At 29.7% G+C, this 12,660-nt stretch carries 9 protein-coding genes and 4 pseudogenes; 12 read left to right on the forward strand and 1 reads right to left on the reverse strand.

Going from position 1 to position 12,660, the window contains the following annotated elements; translation table 11 throughout:
• Positions 1-138: 138 nt before the first annotated feature.
• From ACWJKS_RS05800 to ACWJKS_RS05855, 12 genes and pseudogenes are all read left to right on the forward strand, one after another.
• Positions 139-1,340 (forward strand): annotated as a pseudogene (locus tag ACWJKS_RS05800) (transposase); the annotation flags it as partial.
• Between the two features lie 533 nt (positions 1,341-1,873).
• Positions 1,874-2,653: an ABC transporter ATP-binding protein gene (locus ACWJKS_RS05805; protein ID WP_165414565.1), complete on the forward strand. Its 780-nt coding sequence runs from the start codon at positions 1,874-1,876 to the stop codon at positions 2,651-2,653.
• Positions 2,628-4,574, forward strand: a complete 1,947-nt coding sequence (locus ACWJKS_RS05810; RefSeq protein ID WP_462960687.1) for an FtsX-like permease family protein — start codon at positions 2,628-2,630, stop codon at positions 4,572-4,574. The genes ACWJKS_RS05805 and ACWJKS_RS05810 overlap by 26 nt, the downstream gene beginning before the upstream one ends.
• Before the next feature lie 297 nt (positions 4,575-4,871).
• A complete protein-coding gene (locus tag ACWJKS_RS05815) occupies positions 4,872-5,543 on the forward strand; it encodes a response regulator transcription factor (protein ID WP_462960688.1) in 672 nt (223 codons plus the stop codon).
• Positions 5,540-6,559, forward strand: a complete 1,020-nt coding sequence (locus tag ACWJKS_RS05820; RefSeq protein WP_165414568.1) for a sensor histidine kinase — start codon at positions 5,540-5,542, stop codon at positions 6,557-6,559. Before ACWJKS_RS05815 ends, ACWJKS_RS05820 begins: the two co-directional genes overlap by 4 nt.
• 6 nt (positions 6,560-6,565) lie before the next feature.
• Positions 6,566-8,085, forward strand: a pseudogene (tnpC, locus tag ACWJKS_RS05825) (IS66 family transposase).
• 213 nt (positions 8,086-8,298) lie between these two features.
• Positions 8,299-8,787: pseudogene (locus tag ACWJKS_RS05830) on the forward strand (PhzF family phenazine biosynthesis isomerase); the annotation flags it as partial.
• Between the two features lie 81 nt (positions 8,788-8,868).
• The gene (gene tnpA, locus ACWJKS_RS05835) at positions 8,869-9,177 is read left to right on the forward strand and encodes an IS66 family insertion sequence element accessory protein TnpA (RefSeq protein WP_462960689.1); all 309 of its coding nucleotides are present in this window, start codon (positions 8,869-8,871) and stop codon (positions 9,175-9,177) included.
• Positions 9,171-9,524, forward strand: a complete 354-nt coding sequence (gene tnpB, locus ACWJKS_RS05840) for an IS66 family insertion sequence element accessory protein TnpB (RefSeq protein WP_165414570.1) — start codon at positions 9,171-9,173, stop codon at positions 9,522-9,524. The genes tnpA and tnpB overlap by 7 nt, the downstream gene beginning before the upstream one ends.
• 218 nt (positions 9,525-9,742) lie before the next feature.
• Positions 9,743-10,591 carry an IS66 family transposase gene (gene tnpC / locus ACWJKS_RS05845; RefSeq protein ID WP_462960690.1) on the forward strand — a complete coding sequence of 283 codons (849 nt, stop codon included), beginning with the start codon at positions 9,743-9,745 and terminating at the stop codon, positions 10,589-10,591.
• Positions 10,582-11,067 (forward strand): annotated as a pseudogene (locus tag ACWJKS_RS05850) (PhzF family phenazine biosynthesis isomerase); the annotation flags it as partial. The gene tnpC (ACWJKS_RS05845) and the pseudogene ACWJKS_RS05850, both read left to right, overlap by 10 nt.
• 85 nt (positions 11,068-11,152) lie before the next feature.
• On the forward strand, positions 11,153-12,187 hold the full coding sequence (locus ACWJKS_RS05855; RefSeq protein ID WP_165414572.1) for an L-threonylcarbamoyladenylate synthase: 1,035 nt from the start codon (positions 11,153-11,155) through the stop codon (positions 12,185-12,187).
• Between the two features lie 199 nt (positions 12,188-12,386).
• Here the strand turns inward: ACWJKS_RS05855 and ACWJKS_RS05860 are convergent, their stop codons facing one another.
• Positions 12,387-12,554, reverse strand: coding sequence for a hypothetical protein (locus ACWJKS_RS05860; protein ID WP_220286651.1), 168 nt, complete (start codon positions 12,552-12,554; stop codon positions 12,387-12,389).
• Positions 12,555-12,660 lie beyond the last annotated feature (106 nt).

Below are 12,660 nucleotides of genomic sequence, written 5' to 3' on the forward strand. Positions count from 1 at the left end.
GTATCATTTAACTATAGTTTTTTGATACGCTTATTGTAACTTTATTACAAAGCTACAACTTGTTTTGAGTAAAAAAACAAGAGCTTCATCATTTAGTGATTAAACCCTAGATATATCAATGCTTTACACTGATGTTACTTTTCATTTGTTTATGATGAATTGGTGGTTAACTATAGTTCATCTATGGGTAGAGGTGCTATTAACCCCATAATGCTATTTAAATATTTACTTTTGAAAGTAATATATGAATTGTCTGATGAAGATGTTGTTGAAAGAACTCTTTATGATATGTCCTTTAAATATTTTCTAAATTTAGCCCCAGAAGAAACAAATTTAATAAACTCAAGTACATTAACTAAATTTAGAAAGCTTCGCCTTAAAGACATGAATTTATTGGATTTATTAATAAACAAGACTGTAGAACTTGCTATAAAAGAGGGAGTTTTAAAAAGTAAAGCAATAATAGTTGATGCTACGCATACCAAGTCACGTTATAACCAAAAGTCAGCAAGTGAAGAATTATTGAAACGTGCAAAAAACTTAAGAAAAACATTGTATGGAGTACATCCTGGTATTAAAGAAGAGTTACCTAATAAAGTTACAACTGGAGTACTTGAAGATATTTTTGAGTACTGCAAATTATTAATTGATAGCATAAACGAGAAGCCAGAAACTGCAGCAAATCCAGCTGTGAAAACTAAATTAAACTACTTAATGGAAGCTATTAATGATGACTTAGAAAATCTAAAACTATCAAAAGATGAGGATGCAAAAGTGGGGCATAAAACTTAGTAATTGGAGATACAGCTTATTCTGAAAAGAAAAACTTAAAATATACAAAAGAAAATAAAATTGTATTAATTTCAAGACTAAATCCTGTAATTTCACAAAGAATGCGAAAAAAAGAAGATGAATTTGAGTTTAATAAAGATGCTGGTTTATTTGTATGTCCGGCAGGCCATATGGCTATTAAAAAAGCAAAACAGGGAAAGAAGAATGTTGGTAAAAATCAAGTGCTAACTTACTATTTTAATGTAGAAAAGTGTAAAAATTGTGTTCATAAAGATGGGTGCTATAAAGAAGGTGCTAAATCTAAAACTTATTCGGTTTCAATAAAGTCAAATACTCACAAAGATCAAATAGAGTTCGAAAAAAGTGAGTATTTTAAAAAACGTGCTAGAGAACGTTATATGATAGAGGCTAAAAACAGTGAACTTAAGCACCAGCATGGCTATGATGTAGCAACATCGTCAGGTTTAATTAGCATGCAAATGCAAGGTGCGTTATCAATCTTCACTGTGAATCTAAAGAGAATAATCAAGTTGAAAGGCATGAAATAAGGCTTTTTTAACTTAAATATAAAAATATAAAAAGAAAAAGCATGAAACATCCAAAAATATGGGTATTTCATGTTTTTTCTGTTCAAGCCTAAAAAACTTACTGAAAAGAGAGTGCTTTTTTCAGTGGCCTCTATTTAGTCGAGGGTTTTCTTATGCCCTAATTTAGTTGAATTAGTATAATGAAGTGTGAACTCGAAAAAGAAGACAAGAATTTAAATAAATTATGTTTCCATATACTCCTCATGTGGAGACGGAGGTGAAGATAGTAAAGAAATAAGCTGATATCAAAGGCTTTGAAGGTTTTAAAGTAAATATTGAAGTGTGTTTTATGTTTCCTCAGACTTAAAGTGTCCGAGAAAATTTTTTTGCGGTTTTTTATCATTGAAATAATCAAACTTATGTTAACATAACAAAAATGTAATGTTAATGAAATATACATCGATGGTTGCTGCAAATAAAATTGTATATAATAAGTACATCAGATGGAGTTAAAGCAATTAAATTTAAAATAAAGAAAAAAGGGAGAGTTATAAATGAAAACAATATTAAGTGTAGAAAAAATTGAAAAGTATTATGGAAATAAAGATAATGTCACAAAGGCTATAGACAGTATCAGTTTTAAGGTAGATGAGGGTGAGTTTGTTGGGATAATGGGACCTTCAGGAAGTGGTAAAACAACATTGCTTAATTGTATATCAACTATTGATAATGTCACTACAGGGAAAATAATAATAAATAATAGTGATATTACTAGGTTGAAATCAAAAGCATTAGATAAGTTTAGACAAAATGAGTTAGGTTTTATATTTCAAGATTTTAACCTACTAGATACCCTTACTGCTTATGAAAATATAGCTTTAGCATTAACAATAAAAGGTGAGAAAAGTTCAGAAATAGATGGGAAAATAAAATCAGTAGCAAAATATTTAGACATTGAACCAGAACTAAATAAATATCCTTATCAAATGTCAGGTGGACAAAAGCAAAGAGTTGCTTCTGCAAGAGCAATAGTAACAGATCCATCCTTAGTACTTGCTGATGAACCAACAGGGGCACTGGATTCTAAAACAGCTAGATTATTACTTGAAAAATTAGAAAGTCTAAACAAAGATTTAAAGACCACAATACTTATGGTTACCCATGATGCTTTTACAGCAAGCTATGCTCATAGAATTCTTTTTATTAAAGATGGAAAAATCTTTAGTGAGGTAGTAAGAGGTAAGGATACTAGAAAAGAATTCTTTAATAAAATTATAGAGGTTATAACTCTACTTGGAGGTGATGATAATGTATTCCAAAATAGTTGTAGGTAATGTAAAGAAGAGTTTTAAGGACTATGCTATATATTTTTTAACACTAACTTTAGCAGTTTGTATATTTTATAGCTTCAACTCAATTGGGTCACAAAAGGCACTTATACAAATGAAATCTGTATCTAAATTAATGAAAGTTATGTCTTATGTGTCAGTATTTATATCTATAATATTAGGTAGTTTAATATTATATGCAAATAATTTCTTGATAAAAAAACGTAAAAAAGAATTAGGAATATACATGACTTTAGGTATGGGAAAAAGAAAAATATCTATAATATTAGTAATGGAGACTTTTCTAGTTGGAGTTATATCTTTAATTAGTGGACTTATACTAGGAATTGGAGCATCACAAGGATTAGCCACCTTTGCATTAAAGTTATTTGATGTATCGATTAATGAATATAAGTTTACAATTTCAACAGGTGCAATAGGTAAAACTGTATTATACTTTGGAATAATGTTTTTACTTGTTATGATATTTAATGTATTTGTTATATCTAAATACAAGATAATCGATTTATTAACAGCAGGTAAAAAAAATCAAGATATTAAATTCAAAAATTCTATTATATATTTAATAGCATTTATTTTATGCGTAGTATCACTTGGTTTTGCATATAAATCAATACTAAATGTAGGTTTAAATGTACTAGACCCTATGGTCTTAATATCAATAGCTTTGGGAATATTAGGTACAGTGTTATTTTTCTTTAGTTTATCTGGACTTATATTATATGTGGCAAAGAAAAATAAAAAGGTTTATTTTAAAGGGTTAAATATATTTGTAGTAAAACAGATAAATAGTAAAGTTAATACAAACTTCATATCAATGTCTTTAATTTGCTTAATGTTATTCTTCACAATAGTAAGTTTATCTATGGGAATAGGCTTTAAAACAGTTATGGATGCAGGAATTAAAAAGGCAACACCCTTTGATGCCAGCATATCAGTAACAAAAGTGGATGGAGGCTACAATATAGAAGATGTTCTAAATAAAATTAATTTGAAAATAAGTAAAAATGAAAAATCCGTAGCTCATAATGAATATCTTATAGGTATGAAAGCTAGTGAGTTTTTAACAACATTTGGAGATTTTAAAGACGACTATGTAAAATGTGTTAAACTATCTGATTATAATAAAATTTTAAAATTTAAGAATGAAAAAGAAGTAAATTTAACTAAGGATGAAGTTTTAATTTTATCAAATACTGATGAATTTATGAAACCAATAAATGAAAAAATAAAAAATAATAATAAAATTAACATTAAAGGGAAAGAATATCTAATAAAAAACCCTAAAGCTATAGAAGAAAATCTTTCAACTGCTTACTTTACAACTAGTTTGTTTATAATAGTTATAAATGATGAGTTTTTATCAGATTACAAAATTACTAACTCAGTGCTTAATGTAAATTATTTAGATAAAAATAGAGAAAAATATAATGAAAAATATCAAAAACGCGAGGACTATGGTAAAGGTGGTACGATACTCGGTAGGTCAAAGGATGGGATTTATTCAGAAAATATGGTAACAACAAATGTATTAATATTTATCATAATATATTTAGGTATTGTATTTTTAATAACTAGCATGGCAGTACTCGCTCTTCAACAATTATCAGAAGCTAGTGATAGTATAGAAAGATATAAAGCTTTAAGGAGACTTGGTGCAAACGAAAAAATGATAGATAAAACAATTTTTGTTCAAACATTGATATATTTTAGTCTTCCAGTTAGTCTTGCATTAATTCATTCAGTGGTTGGAATTAAAGTAACTAGCGATTTAATAAATAGCTTACAAGAAACAAATATTAACTCTTCAGCATTAGTAGCAGCTTTAATATTTATTGTAATTTATGCAGGATACTTCTATACAACATATGTAGGATATAAAAATGTTATTAGGAATAATTTATAAAGAGATTTATTTTAGAATTAATGCATATGTTTGTGTTGATGTGTATAAACCAATGAAGAATGATGCAAATAAAATAAGTAATAAATTAAAGAGGTATTTACTGAAAAGTAAGTACCTCTTTAAGGTGCTCCCCAAATGGGCACAATCTAACGGGTAAAAGTCCCGATTAGGATTTTGATAGAGCTGAATATGTACTTTAATATTTAAAATATATATATGGCCTTATATTTTATAAAATTTAGAATATGTTATGATATTAGGGTACAGGATAAAATAAGTAGGGAGGTAAGAGTACATATGAAAAAAATTATTATTATTGAAGATGATGAAGTTATAAGAGAAGAATTACAAATTTTTTTAAAAAGATATGGATACGAAGTAAAAGCTCCTATAAATTTTAATAATATAATACAATATGTTGAAAATAAGAATGCAGAACTTATATTGTTAGATATTAATCTTCCAGTGTTTGATGGTTATTATATATGTAGAGAAATACGAAAAACTTCAGATGTTCCAATTATAATAGTTACAAGTAGAGATAGTGATTTAGATGAATTAATGAGTATGAATTTAGGAGCAGATGATTTTATAACAAAACCTTATAATATAGAAATATTATTAGCAAGGATAACTAATATTTTAAGAAGAATAGGTGGAAGTTCAAAAACTAATAATATATTAAGCTATAGAGATTTTAATTTAGATTTCTCAAATGCAACGGTTATTTATAAGGATAAATGCTTGGAATTAACGAAAAATGAGGTTAAGATACTCTCTTACTTAATAAACAATAAGGGGAATATAGTAAAACGAGATTCGCTTATGGAATATTTGTGGAAATCAGATTATTTTGTAGATGATAGTACCTTAACTGTTAATATTAATAGATTAAGAAAAAAACTTGAAGAAATAGGCATAGAAAATCCAATAGAAACAAGAAGAGGGTTAGGGTATATAATGCCATGAGTATAGGTGAATTTATTAAAGAAAAAATGGTGGTAATAATATCTAACATGCTGCTATTTATCATATTAGCAGCTATAATGATTATTATTAATGTTAATGTCATTATAATTTCATTTGCCTTTTGTATTTGGTTTTTGCCATTAATTTCTTATATGGCGTTAGAATTTATAAACTTTAAAAATTATTATGATGAAATTAATAACATATTAGAAAATTTAGATAAGAAATATCTACTTCCCGCGGTAATAAAGGAAGCGAACTTTATACAAGCGAAAAAGTTAAATTCTATACTTAAAGAGATAAGCAGAGATATGCACGAAAATGTAAAATATTATAAGGATATACAGGTGGAATATAGAGAATACATAGAGACATGGGTACATGAAATTAAAACACCAATAGCTTCTACAAAGCTAATAATTGGAAATAATCGAGATGAAGTAACTAATAAAATAGACTTCCAGATAGATAGAATTGAGGGGTTTGTAGAACAGGTGCTTTATTATTCTAGAAGCGATGATGTTAGTAAAGATTATATTATAAAACAAATTAATCTTGATAATGTAGTAAGGAATGTAGTTAAAAGAAATTATAGAGATTTTATTCATAAGAAAATAAAATTAGATATAAAAAATATAAATGAAATGGTATATAGTGATACGAAGTGGACTGAATTTATGATTAATCAGATAATAGGAAATTCTATAAAGTACTCAAGTAGTAAAGAGCCCATGATAAGTATATATTCAATTAAGAAAGCTAATTCAGTAATGTTAACCATAGAGGATAATGGGGTAGGTATAATAGATAAAGATATAAATAGAGTGTTTGAAAAAGGATTTACTGGTGAAAACGGAAGAAAATTTAGTAAAAGTACAGGAATGGGATTGTATTTATGTGAAAAACTATGTTCAAAACTGGGCTTAAAAATTACTATTGATTCTGAGGAGAATAAAGGAACTAAAGTTACATTAATATTTTCTTTGTCTAGTATGGTAAATTTTACAGATGACTAAGGATAAATTATTAAAATTAAATCACAAGAAGCCCAAATTAAATTATTAGAAAAAAAGATAGTCTGGATGATGGAGCAGATAACCTTATTGAAGCATGTGCGATTTGGATCTTCAAGTGAAAAAAGTGAGTATGACCAACTAAGTTTATTTGATGAGGCTGAAAAGGAAGCTGATGAACGTGTTGCTGAGCCTGAATTTGAAGAAATCAAGATTAGGAAAAAGAAGCACATTGGTAAAAAGGATGAAATGTTATCTGATTTACCTGTAGAAGTGGTGGAATACTATCTTCCTGCGGAGGAACAATTCTGCCCTGAATGCGGCGGTGATATGCATATTATGGGCAAAACTGTGAGAAGAGAATTAGTAATAATTCCAGCCCAAGCAAAGGTACTAGAGAATATACAATATATATATTCATGCAGAGATTGCGAAAAATATAGTGATGGAACTCCTATTGTTAAATCGGGAGTATCAGAACCTGTTATTAAAGGAAGTATGGCTTCGCCATCAACAGTAGCATACATTATGTCTCAAAAATATGTTAATGCGATGCCTTTATATCGCCAAGAAAAAGAGTTTGAAAGACTAGGAATAGAAATTTCAAGGCAGACTATGGCTAATTGGGTTATAAGATGTGCCAATGACTGGCTTGAACCTCTATATTCTGCAATGAGAGAAATCTTAGTGAATAGAGAAGTTATTCATGCAGATGAAACTGTGCTTCAGGTTCTAAAAGAGCCTGGTAAGAGGCCACAGTCTAACTCATATATGTGGCTTTATAGAACTAGTGGTGATACTGAAAGTCCAATAGTTTTATATGAATATCAGCCAGATAGGTGTGCTAAAAGGCCTAAGGACTTTTTAGAAGGGTTTAAGGGGTACCTACATACTGATGGTTATGCGGGATATCATAATCTTTCAAAGGACATCACTGTTTGTGGGTGCTGGAGCCATTCAAGACGTAAGTTTGATGAAGCTCTTAAATCAATATTTCCTTCTGAGTGTCTTGGCTCAAAGGCATTAGAGGGTAAAAATTACTGTGATAAGCTTTTTGCCATAGAAAGAAATCTTTCTAATTGTACAACTGAAGAAAGACATAAAAAACGTCAAGAGCTTACAAAGCCTGTTCTAGACGACTTTTTGTTATGGTTAAAAAATTGTAATGCACTTCCGAAGACAGCTTTAGGAAAAGCAGTCCACTATGCATTAGATCAATGGAAATACTTAGAGAACTATCTTCTTGATGGACGGTGCGAAATAAGCAATAATCGTGCTGAAAGAAGTATTAAACCTTTTGTTATTGGAAGAAAAAACTTCTTATTTTCCGACACAGTCCGTGGCGCTAAATCAAGTGCAATAATATATAGCATTATTGAAACAGCAAAAGAAAATGGGTTAATTCCAATGAAGTATATTTGTTTAAAATAATGGCTAATATAGATTTTAAAAACAACCTAGATTTATTTGAATCCCTATTTCCATGGGGTAATCTTCCTGAAGAATGTTATTTAAAGAAAAAAGATTAAAAATAGCGGTTAATAGCTGTCAAGGTGATAAGTTATTAACCGCTTACATTATAAACATAAATTACATCATTGAAAGAATAAGAATTATCAACGATTGTAGTTAAGTCACATTGTCCGTAAAGCTCGTAATAAACAATTGTAAAATTACTTGAGAGAGCAGACGAAATAGACAGATTGTGTCATATAAATTGATACTGTCTTAGGGGGGATATTATGACAAGGAAATATAATTTATACCAAATTGACTCATTCACTAAGGAGAAGTTTTCTGGAAATCCAGCTGGAGTAATAACAAATGCCGACGGATTTACTGAAGCTGAAATGCAGAAAATAGCTAGGGAACTTAATAATTCTGAAACAGCATTTATTCTATCTTCAAATAATGATGAGTATGATGTTCACATACGGTTTTTCACCCCAACAAATGAAGTACCAATTTGTGGACATGCAACTATTGCGGCTCACTATGCCCGTGCAATTGAAAACAGGCTTGTTACTTCTAGGGTTTATCATAAAACTGGTGCTGGAATTTTACCTGTTGATATAATAAAAGAAAATGATGACTATAAAATTATTATGACACAAGGTAAGATTGAATTTGGATCGATTATTGATGGGATAAATATAAAAAATATTACATTGGCGTTGAATATAAGTAATAAGGATTTACTAGAAGATTATCCAATACAGGTAGTTTCAACGTAAGCGCCAAATAACTCGTCACCTACCATAATTAGAAAAATGATGTAATAATACTCCTATAATGATTGGGAGGTAAGATACATGAATAAAAGAAAATCTAAAGCGCAATGGATGTCATTAATAAAAGAATATAACTCAAGTGGCCTAAATTTAACAGCTTGGTGCAGGGAAAAAGAAATTAGCAAAAGCTCTTCTTATCCATATCTAAAAAGTTTCAAAGCGCCAGCTTCTGAGCCTTCTGAACAAAGATGGGGAACAGTAACAATACCCAAAAGCACTGAGGCCTCTTCAATTTCATTAAAAGTGGGCACAATCACTTTAGATATAAAGAATGGCTTTGACAAAGAAACCTTGATAGATGTTTTAAGTGTGGTAATGAAACTATGTTAACCCTCATGAATTCTAGTAATGCATATCTTGCTTGCGGAGCAACCGATTTAAGAAAGTCTATTGATGGATTAGCTGCCATTATTCAAATGAGGTTCAAGCTAGATCCGTTTTCAAATTGTCTATTTATATTTTGCAATAAAAATAAAGATAAAATAAAAATTTTACAGTGGGAATATTCAGGTTTTTGGTTATATTATAAACGCTTAGAAAAAGGTAGATTCAAATGGCCTTCAAATGAAAATGAAGTAAAAAGCGTTACACAAAGAGAAGTGAGATGGCTTCTTGATGGATTATCAATAGAACAACCTAAAGCGCATAAAGAAGTAACTGAACGATCAGTAATTTAGCTTCAATTTTCAAAATGAAAGTAGGCTTAAACAGTTGATTTCAATGGATTATCCCTATCTCTTTAGCTCGAAATATGGTATAATTAAAGCATGATAAATATAGAGAATAAAATCAAAATTCAAACTGAATATATTAAAAATTTAGAGGAAACTTGCAAATCACAAGAAGCCCAAATTAAATTATTAGAAAAAAAGATAGTCTGGATGATGGAGCATTAGTGAATAGAGAAGTTATTCATGCAGATGAAACCGTGCTTCAGGTTCTAAAAGAGCCTGGTAAGAGGCCACAGTCTAACTCATATATGTGGCTTTATAGAACTAGTGGTGATACTGAAAGTCCAATAGTTTTATATGAATATCAGCCAGATAGGTGTGCTAAAAGGCCTAAGGACTTTTTAGAAGGGTTTAAGGGGTACCTACATACTGATGGTTATGCGGGATATCATAATCTTTCAAAGGACATCACTGTTTGTGGGTGCTGGAGCCATTCAAGACGTAAGTTTGATGAAGCTCTTAAATCAATATTTCCTTCTGAGTGTCTTGGCTCAAAGGCATTAGAGGGTAAAAATTACTGTGATAAGCTTTTTGCCATAGAAAGAAATCTTTCTAATTGTACAACTGAAGAAAGACATAAAAAACGTCAAGAGCTTACAAAGCCTGTTCTAGACGACTTTTTGTTATGGTTAAAAAATTGTAATGCACTTCCGAAGACAGCTTTAGGAAAAGCAGTCCACTATGCATTAGATCAATGGAAATACTTAGAGAACTATCTTCTTGATGGACGGTGCGAAATAAGCAATAATCGTGCTGAAAGAAGTATTAAACCTTTTGTTATTGGAAGAAAAAACTTCTTATTTTCCGACACGGTCCGTGGCGCTAAATCAAGTGCAATAATATATAGCATCATTGAAACAGCAAAAGAAAATGGGTTAATTCCAATGAAGTATCTTACATATTTGTTTAAAATAATGCCTAATATAGATTTTAAAAACAACCTAGATTTATTTGAATCCCTATTTCCATGGGGTAATCTTCCCGAAGAATGTTATTTAAAGAAAAAAGATTGAAAATAGCGGTTAATAGCTGTCAAGGTGACAAGTTATTAACCGCTTACGTTTCAACAGGTCATTCTAAGGTTATGATTGGTATAAAAAACATTGAAACTTTAAATAAAATGAAACCAAATTATGATGCCCTTTCTAAATTGAGCAACGATATTAAGTGTAATGGATATTACGTTTTTACAGTTAATACTCAAGATGCTGATATTTTAGTACATGGCAGAATGTTTGCTCCTGCGATAGGCATTAATGAAGATCCTGTAACTGGTAATGCAAATGGTCCTTTGGGTGCATATCTGGTTCATCACAAATTAGCGAATCATAATAATTCTTTATTTAGATTCAAAGCTAAACAAGGTGAAGCTATAAAAAGAACAGGTATTATCGACGTTGAGGTAAAGATAGAAAATAAAGAACCTGTAGAAATTAAAATTTCAGGAAATGCCATAATAGCATTTAAATCTGAATTATCATTGGAATGACTATCTTAAATAACAACCAATTTAGATAAGATAGAATAAAGTTTAATTTTGAAAACAAATTACGCAAATAGGAGGCAGGTTATCTATGGAAACAGAAATATTAAATGTTAAAGATTTAAATATTAATTATAAAAATATTGAAAAAGGTGCAGAGTATCTAAGAAATGGTGAAGTTATTGCAATTCCAACAGAAACTGTTTATGGATTAGCCGCAGATGCGTTTAATGAAAATGCAATAAAAAAAATATTTGAAGTTAAAGGAAGGCCGCAGGATAATCCATTATTGGTACATATATATAAATTGGAGCAAGTTTATGATATATGTAAAGATATTTCAAAAGAAGCAGAGAAAGTATTTGGTACTTTTTGGCCGGGATCAGTAACTTTGATTTTTAATAAGAAAGATTGCATTTCAGATACAATTACTGCAGGAATGAAAACTGTAGGAGTTAGATTTCCAAAAAGTGAAATAGCAAGGGATATAATTAAAGAAAGCGGAACTTTATTAGTAGCTCCATCTGCAAATTTATCAGGAAAGCCATCAACTACTAGTGCCAAGCATTGCTATAATGATTTAAATGGAAAAATTCCTTGTATTTTAGATGGGGGGCCGTGTTCAATTGGGTTAGAGTCAACAATTATAGATATGTCTACTCCAGCCCCAATACTTCTAAGGCCAGGAGCAATAAGCTTGGATGACATATGTAATGTAATTCCAAATCTTATATATAAAAAGGATTTATTAAGCGTGAAGGGAAATGAAATTCCAAAGGCTCCAGGAATGAAATACAGACACTATGCACCAGATGCAGCACTAACATTGGTCGAAGGAGATTATATAAAAACTTCTAAATGGATTAAAGAAAATGCAAATGAGAATGATGTTGTAATTTGTTTTCAAGAATTTTTAAACGATTTTAAGGACTATCAACATATATATAGTTTAGGAAGCTTTAAAATGTTAAATATAGCTGCACAAAAGATGTTTGATTTGATTAGAGAATGTGATAAATTGAATGTAAGTCATATTTATATACAAGCTCCCAATAACAATGGGTTAGGGAATTCTATAATCAATCGATTAGAAAAAGCAAGTGCAGGAAACATTATTCATATATAAAACATATCGGTTGTTTTTAATTACAATAACAGGAACAGCTGTGATTATTAAGAGCAATATTGAGAATATATTGTAGGATATAATTGACGAATAAAATGCAGTAACTGTGATATGTCGAACTTACTAAACATTGCGAATTGTAAATAATTTGTAAAAAGCAAAAGGCAACTTCTTTTTATTGAAGCTACCTTCCGGCTCATTATTCAAGCCAGGATGAAATAATCGCTCCTAGCATAGTACAAGCTATCCATACAGCAATATTTCCTACATTCTTTGACAGGATATTAAAATTAATCTCCACTACCTTATAATGTATGGAAAGTATTATGATGGATACTACGAAAAATCCTACTTTAAGATGCTTCATGACAATTCCTCCTATAAATAATTCTCAAATTATTCATCGGATGTAGAATTACTTTTGCATCTTTTGCTAATCTATTTATAAGCTTTTGTAAATAATTTTTTAACTA

The sequence above is a fragment of the Clostridium sp. CM038 genome (genome assembly GCF_055081105.1).

Excerpts from the sequence above, each read along its gene's own strand:
- ACWJKS_RS05805 (WP_165414565.1), top strand. The coding sequence starts at position 1,874 with ATGAAAACAATATTAAGTGTAGAAAAAATTGAAAAGTATTATGGAAAT.
- ACWJKS_RS05810 (WP_462960687.1), top strand. The coding sequence starts at position 2,628 with ATGTATTCCAAAATAGTTGTAGGTAATGTAAAGAAGAGTTTTAAGGAC.
- ACWJKS_RS05815 (WP_462960688.1), top strand. The coding sequence starts at position 4,872 with ATGAAAAAAATTATTATTATTGAAGATGATGAAGTTATAAGAGAAGAA.
- ACWJKS_RS05820 (WP_165414568.1), top strand. The coding sequence starts at position 5,540 with ATGAGTATAGGTGAATTTATTAAAGAAAAAATGGTGGTAATAATATCT.
- tnpA (WP_462960689.1), top strand. The coding sequence starts at position 8,869 with ATGAATAAAAGAAAATCTAAAGCGCAATGGATGTCATTAATAAAAGAA.
- tnpB (WP_165414570.1), top strand. The coding sequence starts at position 9,171 with ATGTTAACCCTCATGAATTCTAGTAATGCATATCTTGCTTGCGGAGCA.
- ACWJKS_RS05855 (WP_165414572.1), top strand. The coding sequence starts at position 11,153 with ATGGAAACAGAAATATTAAATGTTAAAGATTTAAATATTAATTATAAA.
- ACWJKS_RS05860 (WP_220286651.1), bottom strand. The coding sequence starts at position 12,554 with ATGAAGCATCTTAAAGTAGGATTTTTCGTAGTATCCATCATAATACTT.